The sequence below is a fragment of the Psychrobacter sp. KFRI-CH2-11 genome (genome assembly GCF_038239325.1).
In the GTDB taxonomy this organism is placed as follows: Bacteria; Pseudomonadota; Gammaproteobacteria; order Pseudomonadales; family Moraxellaceae; genus Psychrobacter; species Psychrobacter celer.
This window is the reverse complement of record NZ_CP151283.1, coordinates 767,214-786,114: the sequence shown is the minus strand read 5'-3', so window position 1 is coordinate 786,114 and position 18,901 is coordinate 767,214. Positions and strand designations below refer to the sequence as shown.

At 48.5% G+C, this 18,901-nt stretch carries 14 protein-coding genes; 8 read left to right on the top strand and 6 right to left on the bottom strand.

Annotation, left to right across the window (positions count from 1 at the left end; all coding sequences use genetic code 11):
• Positions 1-121: 121 nt before the first annotated feature.
• On the bottom strand, positions 122-2,035 hold the full coding sequence (locus AADH33_RS03315; protein WP_348549561.1) for an AAA family ATPase: 1,914 nt from the start codon (positions 2,033-2,035) through the stop codon (positions 122-124).
• Positions 2,036-2,319: 284 nt separating this feature from the next.
• Between AADH33_RS03315 and AADH33_RS03310 the strand changes: the two genes are divergently transcribed.
• The 4 genes from AADH33_RS03310 to AADH33_RS03295 all read left to right on the top strand — a co-directional run bounded on the left by AADH33_RS03310 (position 2,320) and on the right by AADH33_RS03295 (position 7,499).
• Positions 2,320-3,846 (top strand): acetaldehyde dehydrogenase ExaC, encoded by a 1,527-nt coding sequence (locus tag AADH33_RS03310; protein ID WP_348549560.1) that lies wholly within the window; start codon positions 2,320-2,322, stop codon positions 3,844-3,846.
• 97 nt (positions 3,847-3,943) lie between these two features.
• A complete protein-coding gene (gene adhP / locus AADH33_RS03305) occupies positions 3,944-4,972 on the top strand; it encodes an alcohol dehydrogenase AdhP (RefSeq protein WP_348549559.1) in 1,029 nt (342 codons plus the stop codon).
• Between the two features lie 377 nt (positions 4,973-5,349).
• Positions 5,350-5,676, top strand: a complete 327-nt coding sequence (locus AADH33_RS03300; RefSeq protein WP_075100601.1) for a DUF779 domain-containing protein — start codon at positions 5,350-5,352, stop codon at positions 5,674-5,676.
• A gap of 194 nt (positions 5,677-5,870) precedes the next feature.
• Positions 5,871-7,499 (top strand): GMC family oxidoreductase, encoded by a 1,629-nt coding sequence (locus tag AADH33_RS03295; protein ID WP_348549558.1) that lies wholly within the window; start codon positions 5,871-5,873, stop codon positions 7,497-7,499.
• Between the two features lie 124 nt (positions 7,500-7,623).
• Here AADH33_RS03295 and tkt read toward each other — a convergent pair whose 3' ends face one another.
• Together tkt and serS are read right to left on the bottom strand one after the other, a co-directional pair.
• Positions 7,624-9,621 (bottom strand): transketolase, encoded by a 1,998-nt coding sequence (tkt, locus tag AADH33_RS03290; protein ID WP_348549557.1) that lies wholly within the window; start codon positions 9,619-9,621, stop codon positions 7,624-7,626.
• Positions 9,622-9,900: 279 nt separating this feature from the next.
• Positions 9,901-11,187: a serine--tRNA ligase gene (gene serS / locus AADH33_RS03285; RefSeq protein ID WP_348549556.1), complete on the bottom strand. Its 1,287-nt coding sequence runs from the start codon at positions 11,185-11,187 to the stop codon at positions 9,901-9,903.
• A gap of 583 nt (positions 11,188-11,770) precedes the next feature.
• On the opposite strand from serS, the gene AADH33_RS03280 reads away from it, so the two are divergent.
• Both AADH33_RS03280 and AADH33_RS03275 read left to right on the top strand, forming a co-directional pair.
• Positions 11,771-12,430: a YcxB family protein gene (locus AADH33_RS03280; RefSeq protein WP_317053483.1), complete on the top strand. Its 660-nt coding sequence runs from the start codon at positions 11,771-11,773 to the stop codon at positions 12,428-12,430.
• 492 nt (positions 12,431-12,922) lie between these two features.
• Positions 12,923-13,402: a Dps family protein gene (locus AADH33_RS03275; RefSeq protein WP_105243933.1), complete on the top strand. Its 480-nt coding sequence runs from the start codon at positions 12,923-12,925 to the stop codon at positions 13,400-13,402.
• A 119-nt stretch (positions 13,403-13,521) separates the two neighbouring features.
• On the opposite strand, the gene AADH33_RS03270 is transcribed toward AADH33_RS03275, so the two are convergent.
• From AADH33_RS03270 to AADH33_RS03260, 3 genes are all read right to left on the bottom strand, one after another.
• A complete protein-coding gene (locus AADH33_RS03270; protein WP_100749789.1) occupies positions 13,522-14,226 on the bottom strand; it encodes a DUF2057 family protein in 705 nt (234 codons plus the stop codon).
• 190 nt (positions 14,227-14,416) lie between these two features.
• Positions 14,417-15,220, bottom strand: coding sequence for a DnaA regulatory inactivator Hda (gene hda, locus AADH33_RS03265; protein ID WP_075100594.1), 804 nt, complete (start codon positions 15,218-15,220; stop codon positions 14,417-14,419).
• A 323-nt stretch (positions 15,221-15,543) separates the two neighbouring features.
• The gene (locus AADH33_RS03260) at positions 15,544-16,650 is read right to left on the bottom strand and encodes an AI-2E family transporter (RefSeq protein WP_348549555.1); all 1,107 of its coding nucleotides are present in this window, start codon (positions 16,648-16,650) and stop codon (positions 15,544-15,546) included.
• Positions 16,651-17,078: 428 nt separating this feature from the next.
• On the opposite strand from AADH33_RS03260, the gene purM reads away from it, so the two are divergent.
• Both purM and purN read left to right on the top strand, forming a co-directional pair.
• Positions 17,079-18,140, top strand: a complete 1,062-nt coding sequence (gene purM, locus AADH33_RS03255; protein WP_100749791.1) for a phosphoribosylformylglycinamidine cyclo-ligase — start codon at positions 17,079-17,081, stop codon at positions 18,138-18,140.
• Positions 18,140-18,826, top strand: a complete 687-nt coding sequence (purN, locus tag AADH33_RS03250) for a phosphoribosylglycinamide formyltransferase (protein ID WP_348549554.1) — start codon at positions 18,140-18,142, stop codon at positions 18,824-18,826. Before purM ends, purN begins: the two co-directional genes overlap by 1 nt.
• The last annotated feature ends 75 nt before the right edge of the window (positions 18,827-18,901 follow it).

The following is an 18,901-nucleotide window of genomic DNA, read 5'->3' as shown; positions in this document are numbered from 1 at the left end:
CGACGGCTGGATCAGAGGTCAGTTGATAAGTGGCGCTAGAAAAATCAGGCATAAAAACATATCGCTATAAAGATAAAAAACACGGCAAATCACTGAGACGATATCACATCATCGCCTAGCCCTATGGGGTAATAAAAATCAAGGCCAGACGAATGGTGTTGTAATCGATACGCTGCTTGAGATGCTCAAAGATTGGGCGAAGCTTAACACTACCATCGTCATTAAAGTCATTGGGATTGTTGGCGACTTTGATCGCGATATAAGCGGTACCTACTGCCGTCATCACCTCATCGTCTGGGCGCAGATGGTCACAGGCCAAGCTTGGGTCCTGCGCTTTTAACTCTGCAATATGGCGCATGATGGTAGATTGCGACAGCTGGCGCGCTTGTGATATCTCAGCGATAGACAAACTCTCTTCGAGGAGCGTTTTGGTTGCCAGCAAGGCGCTTTGGGACTTATCAGCGACCTGGTTGCGGCGTTTTTGTTTTTTGTCAATCTTTGCTTGCTGCTGCTCACGGCGCTTTTTTTGTAGCGCCGCGTAGGCATCAATCACTGATTGATTCAGCGTACCGCCCGATTTTAAGACAAACTTGTCATGCGCCTGTGTCAGACTCTCTTCATTGAGCATGGCATAGTTGGCATCCGCTTCTTCGGAGAGCGCCAAAAACCGCTTGTCCGCCCCGCGTGCTAGGGGGTCTAACTGCAGACTCATCTCATTCATGCCAAGTAGCTGCAGCCCTGCTAACGACTTGAGGCGTGAGAGCGCCACATAGCCTTGACCCAGCTCAAAAGTGCGCGACAGATCAATCTCTGCGGCCTCTAGGGTCATACCTTGCGATTTGTGAATGGTAATTGCCCAAGCCAGACAAAGCGGCACTTGGCTGTAGCTTGCCAGCACCTCCCCTGTTTCATCTTCGATGATCCACTCTTCTGTCTCAGCGACGACCTCACGGCCTGAGTTTAGCCGCACCACAGGCGTTTTTTGCGTGGTGGGCTTTTTGGTTTTTGCCGTCTGCTTGTCTGACGTATCTGTCTTTTTGGCCGTCTCTGCGTCATCGCCTGTATCGACTTCTTCAATTAAGACTTCGCTATTACCCTTACCATCGTCTATCTTGACAGCGGCAAAGCCAACTAGCTCCCCCATGGTGCCATTCGAGACGCCAAGCTCGGTGTTATTTTTGATAAACATCACCTTAGCGCCGACTTTGAGCGTCAGCTCATCTTGGGTACGCACGGTCTTTTTGAGAGTGTCGACCAGCTTACTATCGCCCGTCGAGGTCGCCTCAAAACGCATCATCTCACCATCTAAGGCGGCCAGCTCTTTGTCGTTGATTTTATTGACGTTGAGATTGTGAGTATACAGTCGGGTGCGCTTGATATCGACGTCTTGATCATAGGTCGCCTCTAGTGCCGCAATCGCCTCAAAGGTGACTTCCTGACGGCGAATTTGGTTGAGAATGTCATCCAAATCCAGTCCGCCATTGGCCGCCTCGCTCACTTGACGATGCTGCTCAGACAGATAGCAAATATGAAACTTGGCATCGAGCCATGCCTCAGACATAAAAGCGAACTTTTCGCGGTTACTCTCGCCGCGACTGCCAATCGGTGGCAGCTGAAAAAAGTCGCCGGCAACGACCACTTGGATACCACCAAAGGCACTGTCGTTTTTGCGCACGTGTTTGAGCACTTGATTGACTAAGTTTAGCTGCTTGGCATGCAGCATCGATATCTCATCGATGATAAGTACCGCTGTTTCTTTTAGGCGATCTGCCAAAAACTGCTTGCGCGATAAATTGCTCAAATCGCGCTCCGTCAGCTCATCTTTGATGCCTATTCCTGACCAGCTGTGAATGGTGGTGCCGCTCATGTGCGTCGCTGCAATGCCTGTACTGGCTGTGACCGCCACTGGCACACGGCGCGCGCGCAAATAATCAATATATTGGTTAAGAGTATAAGTCTTACCCGACCCTGCCGATCCAGTCAAAAAAACGTTTTGACCTGTTTTTAAAATATTAAGAGCAGAAGATTGACGCATATATCCAAACCAATAAGTAATAAGAGAAAATAGGAAGTAAAAACACCGCATGGCATCGCACCCAAGTATGCGGCACTGCCATCTAATTATAACAGCTGCACTCACTTTACAAAGCACTTTAGCAGGCGCTAACCGCATAACATAAAGTTATATGATACGAAATATATCATTATAAAAAGTCATTATCTCTCAACGCCAAAGCTCAGTACGATAGAGTCATAGCTTGGTCAGGAAGGCCGAATATTTATGTTTCAACCATCATAATACCCAACAAGGAGTCGTTCATGTTATACGCTTATCCCAATACTGAAAACAGTCCCGTCCAATTCCGCAAAAAATACGACAACTTCATCAATGGTGAGTGGGTCGCCCCCATCGATGGTGAATACTTTGACAACCCAAGCCCCATCGATGGCAAAATCATCTGCCAAGTGGCACGCTCAAAAGAAGCCGATATAGAAAAAGCACTCGATGCTGCGCATGCTGCCAAAGACGCTTGGGGTAAAACCAGTGTCGCTGAACGCGCCAACTTGCTCCTCAAAATCGCAGACAAGATGGAAGCCAACCTCGAAGCCATTGCTATCGCCGAATGCTACGAAAACGGTAAGCCTGTGCGTGAGACTTTGATGGCGGATATCCCGCTGGCTATCGATCAGTTTCGCTACTTTGCCAGTGCCATTCGCGCCCAAGAAGGCGGCATCAGCCAGATCGATGAAGACACGGTTGCTTATCACTTCCATGAGCCACTAGGCGTGGTCGGACAGATCATCCCATGGAACTTTCCTATCCTGATGGCAGTGTGGAAAATCGCCCCCGCCCTCGCTGCTGGTAACTGTATCGTTATGAAGCCAGCTGAGCAAACGCCAGCGTCCGTGCTATTTATGCTAGAAACCATCGGTATCGCTGACATTTTGCCAAAGGGCGTGCTAAACATCGTCAATGGCTTTGGCGTTGAAGCTGGTAAACCACTGGCCTCTAACCCGCGCATCAACAAAGTCGCCTTTACAGGTGAGACCACAACCGGCCGCCTTATCATGCAGTACGCCAGTGAAAATATCATTCCTGTGACGCTAGAGCTGGGCGGCAAAAGCCCCAACATCTTCTTTGCCGATGTGATGGATGAAGACGATGACTTCTTGGACAAAGCGGTCGAAGGCTTGGTCATGTTTGCTCTCAATCAAGGTGAGGTCTGTACGTGTCCGTCACGCGCACTGGTACATGAGAGTATCTATGATGAATTTATGAAACGCTGTATCGAGCGCGTCAAGGCCATCAAGATGGGCAACCCGCTAGATACTGATACCATGATTGGCGCGCAAGCCAGCTCAGACCAATTAGAAAAAATCCTCTCTTATCTGGATATCGGTAAGCAAGAAGGCGCAAAAGTATTGGTCGGCGGCGAACAAGCCAAACATGATGGCGAGCTGGGCGATGGTCATTATGTGCAGCCAACCATCTTTGAGGGCACCAATGACATGCGCGTGTTCCAAGAAGAAATCTTTGGCCCTGTCCTTGCCGTCACAAAGTTTAAAGACGATGACGAAGCCATGAAAATCGCCAACGATACCTTATACGGCCTAGGTGCAGGCGTCTGGACTCGTAGTGTACATAAGGCGTATCGCTTTGGCCGTGGTATCCAAGCGGGCCGCGTCTGGACCAACTGCTATCACATTTATCCATCACACGCAGCCTTCGGTGGCTACAAGCAATCAGGTATCGGCCGCGAAAACCATCTAATGATGCTCGACCATTATCAGCAAACCAAGAACATGCTGGTTTCTTATAGTCCCAAAAAGATGGGCTTCTTTTAAGCCTGTCTGTCACGCACTTTATGGCAGCCACCATAAAGTAATGAGTTGGTAGATATGATATCTATCAACTCACCATCCGCGATAAGGAGAATGCAACGTGAGTAATAAAATGAAAGCGGCCGTACTACATGAGTTCGGACAACCCTTGCAGATTGAAGAAGTGGATATCCCAACCCCAGGTGCCGGTCAGATTGTGGTAAAAATGCAAGCTTCTGGCGTCTGTCATACTGACTTACACGCTGTCGAAGGCGACTGGCCTGTCAAACCAAATCCGCCATTCATCCCAGGCCATGAAGGCGTCGGATTGATCACAGCTGTCGGCGACAACGTCCACCATGTCAAAAAAGGTGACCGCGTCGGTGTGCCTTGGCTCTACTCTGCCTGTGGTCACTGTACGCATTGCCTAGGCGGCTGGGAAACGCTCTGCGAGCAGCAAGAAAACTCCGGCTACTCAGTAAACGGCAGTTTTGCCGAGTATGTCTTGGCCGATGCCAACTATGTCGGCATCATCCCTGAGGGCGTCGACTCTATCGAGATTGCCCCGGTGCTGTGCGCGGGTGTCACCGTCTACAAAGGTCTTAAAATGACGGATACCAAGCCTGGCGACTGGGTGGTGATCTCAGGTATCGGCGGACTTGGGCACATGGCCGTTCAGTACGCCATTGCCATGGGCCTTAATGTCGCGGCGGTCGATATCGACGATGAGAAGCTTGAATTTGCCAAAAAGCTGGGTGCCAAAGTCATCGTCAATGCCAAAGATACCGATCCTGGTGAGTATCTCCAAGAGCAGATCGGCGGCGCTCATGGCGCCCTTGTGACAGCAGTATCGGCCAAAGCCTTTGACCAAGCGCTAAGCATGCTCCGCCGCGGCGGCACCTTGGTGTGTAACGGCTTACCAACAGGCGACTTCCCTGTCTCTATCTTTGATACCGTGTTAAATGGCATTACCATTCGTGGCTCGATCGTCGGTACGCGCCTAGACTTACAAGAGTCGCTAGACATGGCGGCGGCAGGCAAGGTCAAGGCCACCGTCGCGGCTGAGCCACTTGAAAATATCAATGATATCTTTGCGCGGATGCGTGATGGCAAAATCGAAGGTCGCATCGTCATTGACTATAGCATGTAGGCTCATGACGGTATAGTGAGTTCAGTATAAAAACGATACAGTGGGACTGGAATAAATTTTATGCAGCATCGAGCGGCGCAGGCACAGCACGCAAGGAAAATTTATACCAGTTCCACGTTGACATATAATGTATCTGTTTTATTGAAAATCGACTATATGATAGATCTGTGCTGCTTTATGCCGATTCTCTCTTAGCGCAGCACTGGCTTGTTGTATTTTATTTAGCCCTCTTAGTCGTATCGTTTTCACTCACATGCTATCTTTGGTGTGAATGAAGAGGGTACGACTTTTTATATGCCTCTGATTTTATACAGATAGTTAAACAATTTACCCAGTTTACTCACTCAAGACACACCACCAATGGTAAGGACATCATGATGAAAGTCACTGCTACCCCATCTTGTAAAGCACTGATCGACTTACTAAAATCCAAGCATGGCGAGCTGATGTTTCATCAGTCTGGTGGCTGCTGCGATGGCAGCTCGCCGATGTGTTACCCCTTAGGCGAGTTTGTCGTGGGCGGCCAAGATGTTTTGGTCGGCCAGCTGGCAGGATGTCCTTTTTATATGGGCAAAGCCCAGTATCAGCTATGGCAACACACCGATCTTATCATCGATGTGGTCGATGGTCGCGGCGCCAGTTTTTCGCTGGAGATACCCGAGGGCAAGCGCTTTATCGTGCGCTCTGAGGTGTGCAAGGTATAGCTGGCAGTTGTCGATGCTACACACCATCATTGCCTCTGTAATATTGCTACAGTCTAAAAGCTGACTATCAAAAACCTATCTGCTGATAAAAACCATTTAACATCGCTATGACTTTGGGTCTATACTGATTGACGTCTGTATCGTCTGGGTCATCACACCCAGCTCAATTAGCATGGAAGCTAAGGAAATATCGTATGGAATCTGATGCAATTTTTGACTACATCATCGTCGGTGGCGGCTCTGCAGGCTGTGTGCTTGCCAGCCGCCTGACAGAAAACCCAGACATCCGTGTCTGCTTGTTAGAATACGGCGGCGCAGGCAAAGACCTTGCGGTTCGGGTACCAGCTGGACTTATCCTCATGGTGCCAGGCAAGCCGCTAAAACTCAATAACTGGTGCTTTCACACCACCCCACAAGAGCACCTTAATAATCGTAAAGGTTTTCAGCCGCGTGGTCAGTGTTTGGGCGGCTCATCCGCCATCAATGCCATGATTTATACGCGCGGCAGTGCGCTTGATTATGAGCGCTGGGTTGAGCAAGGCTGTACAGGCTGGGGGTTTGACGATGTCCTCCCCTACTTTATCAAAGCTGAAAACAACATCCACGGCGCAGATGCGCTACATGGCGATAGCGGGCCTTTGCACGTCAGTGACTTGCTCAGTCCGCGCGATATTTCCAAAGCCTTTGTAAAAGCGGCCATCGCCAATGGTTTAGATCACAACCCAGACTTTAATGGCAAAAAACAAGACGGCGCAGGCTTATATCAAGTCACGCATTTTCATGGTGAAAAGCAAGGTCAGCGCTGCTCTGCCGCCGCCGCTTACCTGCATCCAGTACAACGCCGGCCAAACCTCACCGTCATTACCCATGCTCAAGCCAATCGCGTTATTTTTGAAGACAAAAAAGCCGTTGGTGTCGCTTATGAAAAAGACGGCGTCGAGCATACCGTCATGGCACGTCATGAAGTGATTTTATCAAGCGGGGCTTTTGGCTCACCCAAAGTCCTGATGCTCTCAGGTATCGGCCCTGCCGAGCATCTACAGTCCCACGGGATTGAGGTAATCGTGAATGCGCCCGAGGTCGGCGGTAACTTACAAGACCATCTAGACGTGGTGTTTGATTATGAGGTCAATACCACCGACGTCATCGGTATTGGTATGGCGACGCTATCAACCTTGGCCAAGAGCATTCGGCAATGGCGCAAAGACGGCACCGGCCTACTGTCCACCAACTACGCAGAAGCAGGCGCTTTCTTCAGTGTCGGTGATGCCCCAAAACAATGGCCCAACATCCAACTGCACTTCGTCATCTCGCGCGTCATCGAGCATGGCCGCGATCTCAAACGTGGATTTGCGGTTTCGTGCCATACTTGCTACTTGCGCCCTGAAAGCCGAGGGACTGTCCGGCTGGCGTCGGCCGACCCTACTGAGGCCGTTCTGATCGACCCCAATTATCTGTCGCACCCCAAAGACGTAGAATATATGGTGGCTGGCGCCGAGCGCACTCGCGCCATCATGCAAGAGGCACCTATGGCCACCTACATCACAGAGGACTACCCTGCGCCTTATATCAAAAAAGACGGCATGCTCGGCTTTATCCGCAACAAGTCAGACACCATCTACCATCCTGTCGGTACTTGCCGCATGGGCGCAGATGACGGCTCAGTCGTGGATTTGGCATTAAAAGTACGCGGTGTCAGCGGATTACGAGTCATCGACGCCTCTATCATGCCGACACTAATTAGCGCCAATACCAATGCACCAACGATTATGATAGCGGAAAAAGTCGCTGATATGATTAAGGCTGAGCATCATAGCGCTTAGTACAATATCCTCAAAGTTTCAACGTCTATAAAAAATCGACCGATCAATTTACCAAAAAAAGAGCCACCAGATTACTCTGGCAGCTCTTTTTTGGATTCAACAACTCAGTCTAAGCTCTGATTAATCAGACCAAACTATTTACTGCTTCAACCACAGCGTCAGTGGTAATACCAAACTCTTTATACAAGTCGCTGGCTGGTGCTGACTCGCCATAAGTGGTCATACCGATGACTTTGCCATCGAGACCGACAAACTTATGCCAGTAGTCTACGTGCGCTGCTTCTACTGCGACGCGGGCGCGGATGGTGGCAGGCAATACTGACTCGCGATACTCAGCGTCTTGCTCCATAAAGATCTCGGCACATGGCATAGAGACCACACGCACGCCAATGCCATTTTCGCTAAGCGTCTTGTGCGCTTGCATCGCAAGACCAACTTCTGAGCCGGTGGCGATGATGATTGCTTTTAGCTCGCCTTGTTCTTTGGCTAGTACGTAACCACCTTTGGCGATGTTCGCGACTTGGCTCTCATCGCGCGCTTGATGTGGCAAGCTCTGACGGCTAAAGATCAAGGCAGATGGATTGTTTGCTGACTTAATCGCTTCTACCCAAGCCGTAGCCGATTCGGTCGCATCGCAAGGACGCCATGTGCGTAGATTCGGCGTGGTGCGTAGGCTAGTCAATTGCTCGACTGGCTGATGCGTTGGGCCATCTTCACCCAGACCGATCGAGTCGTGCGTATAAACATGAATGATGCGCTGCTTCATCAGTGCGCCCATACGCACGGCGTTACGCGCGTACTCCATAAACATCAGGAAGGTCGCCACGTAAGGGATAAAGCCGCCATGCAAGGCGATACCATTGGCAATCGCAGTCATACCGAACTCACGCACACCATAATAGATATAGTTGCCGTCGCTGTCGGTCTCAATCCCCTTTGCGTCTTTAAATAGCGTGAGGTTTGAGCCAGCAAGATCGGCTGAACCGCCCATGATCTCTGGCAACAATGGCTGCAAAGCATTGATCGCATTTTGACTGGCTTTACGACTGGCGACATCACCGCCTGCTTCTTGGGTTTGCTGGATATAGTCTTTTGCTTGGCTAGCAAAATCTGCTGGTAAATCGCCATTTAAACGACGTAACAATTCTGCTGCCAGCTCTGGGTAGGCTTTTTTGTACGCTGCAAAGTCAGCATCCCAGTTCTTTTGTTGCACATCGCCTTTGGCTTTGGCATCCCATGCTTCGTAGATTTCATCGTCTAGCTCAAATGGGGCATGCTTCCAAGACAACGCATCACGAGTCAAGGCGATTTCGTCATCACCAAGTGGCGCACCATGGCTAGCCGCTAGACCTTGCTTGTTCGGACTACCAGCACCGATGGTGGTTTTACAGATGATTAAGCTTGGCTTTGCCGTTTCGTTAATGGCCTGCTCGGTGGCCGCGGTGATCGCGTCTGCATCATGACCGTCAACGGTGATGACTTGCCAGCCATAAGACTCAAAGCGTCCTTTGGTATCGTCGGTGAACCAGCCCTCAACATTACCGTCGATTGAGATGCCATTGTCATCATAGAAGAAGACCAGTTTGCCAAGCCCTAGCGTGCCTGCGAGTGAACACACTTCGTGGCTGATGCCTTCCATCAAGCAGCCATCGCCCAAAAACGCATAGGTATGATGATCGACGATGTTATGGCCGTCGCGGTTAAACTGGGCGGCAAGGGTTTTTTCGGCAATCGCAAAACCAACAGCATTGGCGATACCTTGGCCGAGTGGGCCTGTGGTCGTCTCAACACCAGGGGTATAGCCATACTCAGGGTGACCTGGGGTTTTTGAATGCAGCTGACGGAAGCCTTTTAGGTCATCGACACTGACGTCATAACCAGTCAAATGTAGCAATGCATAAATCAGCATCGAGCCATGACCATTTGATAAAACAAAACGGTCGCGGTTGTGCCAGTTAGGATCGGCAGGGTTGTGCTTTAAAAATTTACGCCACAAAACCTCGGCAATATCGGCCATGCCCATCGGCGCGCCCGGGTGTCCTGAGTTGGCTTTTTGAACCGCATCAAACGACAGTACACGGATGGCATTGGCTAGTTTACGTTCGCTAATTGGAGCTGGCATAGAGTGTCCTAATATTCGAATCAGAAATGTGGAGCATAAGAGGAGAGTTTACTCGAGGATAGTCTGCCAAAAACGCCTGACGCATCATCGACAGACAGACGATAAAGTCAAAGTGCTATATTAACATATTTGCCATCAGGCACGCTAAAAATGCGCTGATAGAATCGTTTGTATTTAATCATCATTTGTATCAGTTTTTTCAAACCAACACAGATCAAAAAACCGCGAGCCCATTGATGACCCGCAGTTTAGATAGCAGCTTATAAAAACATCACTGTATTAAACCAAAATGGTCTCAGCGCCGCCCATATATGGACGCAGCACTTCTGGAATGCTAATACTGCCATCAGCGTTTTGATGGTTTTCCATCACTGCCAGCAGCGTACGGCCAACAGCAAGGCCTGAACCGTTTAGCGTATGAGCAAGATTGGTTTGTTTGCCATTTTTGACTCGCGTGCCCATGCGGCGTGCCTGAAAGTCACCGCAGTTTGAGCAGCTAGAGATTTCGCGATAGGTGTTTTGGCTTGGTAGCCATACTTCGATATCGTAGGTTTTTTGAGCCGCAAAGCCCATATCACCTGTACATAGCTGTACCACGCGATAAGGCAGATTTAGCTGTTGCAAGATATCTTCGGCTTGACCTGTCATCGCCTCAAGCAAATCATCTGACTGCTCGCTAGTGGCGATATTGACCATTTCAACTTTTTCAAACTGATGCTGACGAATCAGACCACGGGTATCACGGCCATGCGAGCCAGCTTCACTACGGAAGCATGGCGTATGGGCGGTAAACTTCAATGGCAGCTCTTTGATATCCAAACGCTCGCCGCGTACCAAATTGGTCATCGGCACTTCTGCAGTCGGAATCAAATAAAAGTCCATCTCATCGTTATTGGTATGATTGGTCAGTTTAAACAAGTCTTCTTCAAACTTTGGTAGCTGACCGGTGCCTTTTAGGCTCTCGCTATTGACGATATAAGGCAAATAAGTCTCAAGATAGCCGTACTTGACCGTATGGGTGTTCAGCATAAACTGAATCAAAGCGCGATGCATCTGCGCCAGCTGCCCTTTTAGCACATTAAAACGACTACCGGTCAGCTTGGTGGCCGCTTCAAAATCCAGCATGCCCAAGGTTTCACCGATATGGGTATGGTCTTTGATGTCAAAATCAAACTGACGCGGCGTCCCCCATTTGCGCACTTCGACATTATCATCCTCTGACGTCCCGACAGGCACATCTGCGGCTGGAATATTGGGGATTTGCATGGCCGCTTGTGTGATGCGCTCTTGCAGGGTGCGCAGCTCATCTTCTGCCGCCTTAATCTCACCGCTGATGCTTTGCATTTGGCCCAGTAGCTCGCTGGCATCTTCGCCTGATTTTTTTAGCACGCCCACTTGCTTTGCCCCAGCATTACGGCGCGATTGCAGCTCTTCGGTTTTGACTTGTAGCGATTTACGCTCGGTTTCGATATTTTGCCAAAAAGCCATATCAAGCTCGTAGCCGCGAGTGGCTAGCTGCTGTTGTAAATCACTTAAATCGCCGCGCAAGAGTTTCGGATCAATCATAATAGTCGCCTGTAACGCTAAATGTGGGTAAAATTTTAATAGGGCGTGTTGATAATCAGATCAGCCAATCAGAGCATTATATCAGGCCAATTCCACTAAGATAATAGACTTACATGGCCTGTTAAAGGACCATCGCATTATCCTAAAATGGTTCTGATGATTGTCTTCATGACGCACTGATGGATATCAAGCCGCCTGATGTACCATGCTGGTTATAAGAATATATAATAGCCGCTATGATACCAAGACCCAGCAGATTTGACCATGTTTTGCCTATATTTTGGCGATGTTCTCAGTGATATCGCGATAACGCCCTAACAAGACTTTTGTGGTGCCATATTCACGCCGTAGCGCTTGTTATGCTGGAGTGGTTTTTATTTTATATAAATACCACCTGAGCACAGCGCATCCATAGAAATATAAGACCAATCCCGCCATCGCACCGCTTATATGTTTCATTTAAGAGCGCTTTTCGGTAAGATAAGCGCATATCTTTTTTCTGTCTTTAGCCAAGTATGGCGACGCTGTCCTGCTTTGGCGATCGAAACCCAACGCTGTTAACACAAGTATCTGAGAAACCTCTATGGCCCTGTACCCTTACACGCTCCAACCCATCGCCTTAAACCTCACCGAGGCCGAATTTCATCAAGCACAGTATGAGCTGTTTGCCAGTGCGAGTCCCTCATTTGGTCTATCCAGCTTTAAGACCAAAGAATGGGTCGTCATGGCCGTGGTCGTGATACTAGCGATTGCAGGTTTGGTGTTTGTCACAGGCTACTCTACGATTATCTTTTGGTTAATGCTGGTGGCCGTGGTGATTTATGTACTGGTGCGTACCCTTGGTTTTAAATGGTACGTCAAAAGAGAGTTTGAAAAACAAGTGGCCGATCAAGAAATGCCCGATGAGATGCGCCAGATGAAGCTGGGCGTACAAAAGCACGGACTGGTGATGGCCATGCCTGTCAATCAACCAGAGATGTTTAATAGCAATCAGATGCGCGGCATGCAGATGCGTGCAGGCCAAACTCAGCAAGCCGTCATTCCATGGTCTGCTGTCAAAAGCTGGGATGAAACCGACGATTACATTTTTATGATGTTTGAGGTCAAAGGCCAACAAGGCAGCCAGATCGTCCCAAAACGCCTACAAGCGCAAAAGTTTCCGATCGATACCGTGCGTCAGCATCTCCAAGAAGTGGTGCCTGTCAAAGGCTTAAACCCTGAAAGCTTGCAACCGCCTGCTTAATAATATTTTTTTAGCAGCTTATGATACAAAAGCGCTCTATACTCTTATAGGGCGCGCCTTGGTTCTAAATAACCAATCACATGGTTAATATTAATAAATTTAACTTATCCATGATGTTTTGCTATGATAGTCACCAGTAGAAGAAAAAAGGGTTTAGAAGTCCCAAGAAAGTAGGTGTGAGGACGATACCTACTTTTGATAGTAAATACCTTTGTTTATGATACTGATTATCGGCCGCCTTATAGGCAACTGAAAACTGATTTGGTGCGAGTATCGCCGTATCATTTATATTGTTATTTTTTTTGGTAAAACGGCTATATTATATGAATGAGCATAGCCACGTAGCCCATGACTTGCTACACTCTTAGTCTTCTTTATTATCAAGCTTTTTAGTGGTTTTTTGGTCATCTTTTTGGTGACTCAAGATTACGTACGCTACTAGGCTTTTTAATACGACTTTTTATTGAACACTCAAACTATAAGGATAATATCATGAGTAATAATGCAACCAACCAGATTGGTCTAGAAAAAGCAGACATGAGCGAAGTCATCAGCAAGCTAAATGACTTACTATCAAGCTATCATATGTTTTATATCAACGTCCGTGGTTATCACTGGAACGTCAAGGGTGAGCATTTCTTTACTTTGCACCCACAGTTTGAAGAGCTATATACCAGCCTACAAGTAGAGATCGACGAGATCGCTGAGCGTATCTTGACATTAGGTGGTACGCCACTACACGCTTATAGCGACTTTGCTCAGCACACCAGCATCTCTGAAGACAAAAACGTCAAAGATGGTAACGCTTGTGTGAAAGGTGTGGTCACTGGTCTAAAAGCTTTGATCGAAGAGCAGCGCGACGTGTCATTAGTGGCCGAAAAAGCTGAAGACCAAGGCACAGCAGACTTGGTCGATGAATACGTACAACAGCAAGAAAAACTGATCTGGATGTACAATGCGTTTTTGGGCTAAGGCTATAAAATACGATGCCTATACTTATACATAAGCACTAAAAGTATAAGTACGAAAAACATAAGCATTAAAAAAGCACCCAATGGGTGCTTTTTTTTGGTTCAAAACACTTAGGCTGCTTATTTTTGAATCCACTGACGGATTTTTTCGCGCTCGGCAGGGGTCGCCTGTAGCCATAGCTGCATAAAGCTATCAAGAGTATTACCGGTTTGCACAGCCGCTGGCACAGATTGCGCGGTGCCTATATTGACACTACTCTGGGCCGGCTGAGTCGCTGGTGGCTGCTCTAAAGCGGCAATCGCTCGCTGGTTTTGTCGCTCGGCGTCACCTGCACCACCAAACACGCCGCCGATGGCTTTACCCAAGCCTGAGAACAGTCCGCCTTGTTGATTGCCAAGGCTTTGCTGGCTGGCGATCACAGTATTATTTTGCTCTACAGCCAATGTCGGACGTTTGGCGTACTCTCTCGCTGCTTCGTACGCTTCTGGCTGATTTGGCATGGTCAGACGATAGGTCTGATTGTCTGCTAATTGCGCGGTCACACTGACATTGCCTGAGCGCAAATAGTCGTGCTCATCACGGCGCAAGTTGTACAAACGGTCGTATTTGGCCGTAATCGCATGCGTACCAGGCTGCAACGTAAACTTCTTTGTGAGCGGCTGAAAGGCACTCTGCTGCACTTCTTGACCATTGATGGCAGTGACCTTGATATGATCATCGACCAACAGCGTCACGGCTGCGTGCGATAGCATAGAGACAGAACCTGCCCCTATGAGCAAAGCACTGGTGGTCAGTTTTTTTAACAAAGAAGCATGTGGTTTCATAAGTGGGTCCAGTAGTCATGTGGCGTTTTAGAGAATAAAGCGGGTTGGCAAACAGTTGGCAAACAATGGGTAAAAACCGTTGTTTTTTGTATGACAGCGTATGGGGTTACTCATAACATACGCCGTTATTTATCGCGCATTCAAACTTAGAAAAAGCAATCAAACCTATTAGAAGTAAGAAACACACCGCCTAAAAGTCGAGTGGCATGGTATGTTGGTCTTGCTCTGCTGTGCTGTTATCTACTTGCGTCTCTTGAGCAATATCTGCCAGCTCAGCGGCCAACGTTTGCTCATCGATGGTACGCAGCGCATCACTGATGACGGCTTTGGAGATGTTGCTGCGGCCAAGATTGGAAAACATGGGCTGAATATAATTGAGCACGTCCATCATCGCACCGATACGGTGTGGTCCGTCGGTCAGCAAGTGATCGATGATACGGTCGTCAAACTGCCAGCCACGGCGGCGCAAGATAGATTGCAGCAGCGCTTGACGGTCAGCGAAGTCATGGCCATTAGGAACCTTAAAGGTCGGCGATTGAGCCAAACGCGTCAGCAAGTCCCTTAGCCCAAACGGTAGCTCACTTGCAGGTTTGTTGGCAGCAAACAATAGCTGGCGCTGCCCTTCTCGGCTACGATTGATCAGATGAAACAAAGCCTCTTGCCACTGGGTGCTTTGCTCTAGCACCTCCAAGTCATCAATGGCGATTAAATCAAAGTTTTCTAACGACGAGAGGACATGGACATCTGTATGAATCAGCTCATTGAGCGATAAGCAGATAGCCGTCTTATCCATTTCTATATACGACTCACAAATAGCGGACAACAGATGAGACTTGCCCGTCGCAGGACTGCCAAACAGGTATAACTGACCGATCAGGCCGACATGTAGCTGCCTGACTGCATCAATAATCGACATCCAACCAGGACCTGCAAAATCGCTAAGACTTGCATCGTGCTTAATGTCCAGATTGAGACTTAGCTGTGCTTCTGCCATGAATCATCAACTCGGTTTGCGTAGCGCAATCACTAAAAAGGCTAAACGACTAATATTTTTAAACTGACTTGGGTAGCTTGTGCTTTTATAAACGCTGACCCAAGCCAACCTAGGAACGATAAATACCGTGGATACTGCGCCTATATATAACATATTTGTAAAATGACTGACAAGTCTTTTACCCTTTACCTTGCATCAATCGGCATTCACGCTCATACAATCCACGTTATCCACGGTATAACTTTTATCACTCATCATTCGGGCGTATCCTCATTTTAAAATGGTGATAACAACGGGATAAATAAAACCCTAAGACACATGAATCATTGATCCTTAAACAATGTCAGTTGCTTGTGGCCTTTATACAGATCGGTTGAGCGATAATAATCATACAAATGGCGAAACAACACATTCAGGACAGCTGACACAGGCAGTGCAATCAGCATCCCGACAAAGCCTAATAAGCTTGCCCCTGCCAATACCGCAAAGATGACCCACAGCGGCGATAGACCAATCTTATCCCCCAACAACAGTGGCTGCAGGATATAGCCCTCTGCTGCTTGTCCCACCAAAAACGCCCCAACAATCAATGCCAAATAGGTCCAGTCTAGCCCAAACTGAAACAAACAGGCGACAATGGCCGCGATAAAACCGATACCAAACCCCAGGTAAGGCACAAAACTTGCGATACCTGCTACCATCCCGATGATCAGACCCAGCTCAAGGCCGATAAGCTGCAGCTGCACCGCATATATCGCGCCCAGTAGTACCATGACCAGCAGTTGACCTTTGATAAATGCCATCAATGCACGGTCGCACTCATGCGCTACCTGTAACACTTTTTTGCAATAGGGTGCTGGTATGGCCATCTTCCAAGTCTGCAACCGCTGATCCCAGTTGAATAAAAAATAAAAAGTCAAAATCGGTACTAATACGATAAGACCTGCATTGTTAATAAAATTCATACTAGAGGCGATGATTTGACTCATCATCGTACTGGCATCTGCAAACTTATAGTTCGTCTGCATATAGTCGACCAAGGTTTCAGAAAACCCTTTGGCTTCTAGCTCAGGCAAACGAATACGGCTGTTATTAGCAAACCATTCACGCACGACTTGATTGTACCAATTTAGCACCTTTGGCAGATATTCCCAAGCCGCTTGCAGCTGATGCCATAACGTCGGTACCAGCCACCAAAGCAGCAGCACCATACCCAGCGTGATGGTGGCATAGACAATGAGAATCGCCACCCAGCGCTTAATATACTTTGATAGGCGCTTGACCAGCGGATTAAACAAATACGCCAGTACAAAAGCAAAAACAAACGGAATAATGACTGGCATCATCAAATACAATAAAAAAAGCGCCACCACCATCGCCGCCACAATAAATAAGCGCCGAAAAAAAGGATCTATGGTTTGGTTTATCATGGTGGGTAACCCTGCGATTGGCTAATAAAAATAGTAAACAATGAAAAATAGTAAACAATGAAAAATAGTAAACAGTGATTGACAATGATTTTGCGTTCTATTATCGCAAAGTACAGCAAAAAATCCGTCATTTTTTGTTTCTTATATGATTGTAAGTAGTAACATGCCAGCAAAACCATACGGAGCAATCACAGGTAACAGTCACTTTTAGTCATTCCCTATAGCCATGATATTTTATAGTTTGATAAGAGTTTTTTGGCAACCGCTGACGATCTGGCGCAAACTGATGCAAATATAGCGAATAAGTGGCAAGTTGCTTTGCGAGTCAGGGCGGTTTTTGGGTATAATGCGCCCACGACCTTCAGAGTTATCACAACCAACTCGCTTTTTGACCCACCTTCATTCCTTATAAATTTTGTGAGATGACCATGAGTAACAAGCCTTCTTTAAGCTACAAAGATGCTGGCGTTGATATTGATGCTGGCGATGCGTTGGTTCAACGTATTAAATCAGTGGCAAAAGCCACCTCTCGCCCTGAGGTTGTGGGCGGACTTGGCGGCTTTGGAGCGCTTTGTCGTATTCCGACTGGTTACACCTCGCCTCTACTGGTATCAGGGACGGATGGTGTCGGCACCAAACTTAAATTAGCATTGCAGCTACAACGTCACGACACCATCGGTATCGATTTGGTCGCTATGTGCGTCAACGATTTGCTTGTATGCGGTGCTGAGCCATTGTTTTTCTTAGATTACTATGCGACAGGCAAGCTGGACGTCGATGTCGCAGCGACTGTGGTCACTGGTATTGGCGAGGGCTGCAAGCTGTCAAACTGTGCGCTTATCGGCGGGGAGACCGCTGAGATGCCTGGCATGTATCAAGACGATGATTATGACCTAGCGGGATTCTGCGTCGGTGTGGTCGAAGAAAGCGAAGTCATCACAGGCAAAAACGTCAGCGAAGGCGATGTATTGATCGCCCTTGCCTCTAGCGGCGCACACTCAAATGGCTACTCATTGGTGCGCAAGGTCATCGACGTAAGCGGCGTGGATGTCACCACCAGCGATGAGATGCTTGACGGTCAGCCTATTCAGGATGCCTTGATGGCACCGACTCGTATCTATGTCAAAGCCATCAAAGCGCTGCAAGATACCCTTGGCAGCTCAGCCCTGCACGCCATGTCGCACATCACCGGCGGTGGTCTCACGGACAACCTGCCCCGTGTGCTACCAGACGATCTGGCCGCTAGTATCGACACGGCGAGCTGGCAGTTCTCAGAGCTGTTTACTTGGCTTCAGACCCAAGGTAATATCGAGCAAAGCGAGATGTACCGCACCTTTAACTGCGGCGTTGGGTTTGTCATCGTGGTACCAAAAGACAAAGCGCAAGCAGCCATCGATACCTTAAATGCTGCCGGCGAAACCGCATGGCAGTTAGGGGAAATGGTCAAACGCAGCGCTGATGAGCAGGCAGATGCGGTGGTGTACCGTTAATGTCAGATAGCCATCATACAGCTCACCATCAGCCACTACGCGTGGCGGTATTGGTCTCTGGTAGCGGCAGTAACCTGCAGGTCTTGATAGACGCCATGCAAGCAGGGACGCTACCGATTGAGATCGTCGGCGTCATCAGTAATCGCGAAGACGCCTACGCTGTCACCCGCGCAAAAGACGCAGATATTCCAGTCGCCGTATTGTCACATGTGGCCAGCGGCAAGCGCATGAGCATTAAGACTTTTGAGGCTCATGCCAGCACACAATTGAGCGATTGGCAGCCAGACTTGATTGTCTTGGCAGGCTTTATGCGGGTACTAAGCGCTGGGTTTATCGACCATGCGCCTGCGCCGATGATCAACCTGCACCCTTCGCTATTACCTGTTTACAAAGGCCTTGATACTCATCAGCGCGTCATACAAGCAGGCGATCGCCATCATGGCTGTAGTATCCATGTCGTCACTGCCGAGCTTGACGCAGGTGCGGTCTTAACCCAAGCACTGCTTAGCGTTACACCTCAGGACACCGCTGATGGCCTGCAAACAAGGGTACAACAGCTCGAGCATCAGCTGTTGCCTTGGACACTATTACTCATAGCGACAAAGGCACTGCCTCTACAAAGCCCATCTATATCGGCTCAGCCGCATTTGCCCTCATTACCGCTCAGGCTGTATTTCGACCGATGATGCAATAGTACCCAAAAATCAGTACCCAAAAATCACGAGCCGGAGCCAAGCGTATAACAGCACCATGAACAAGCC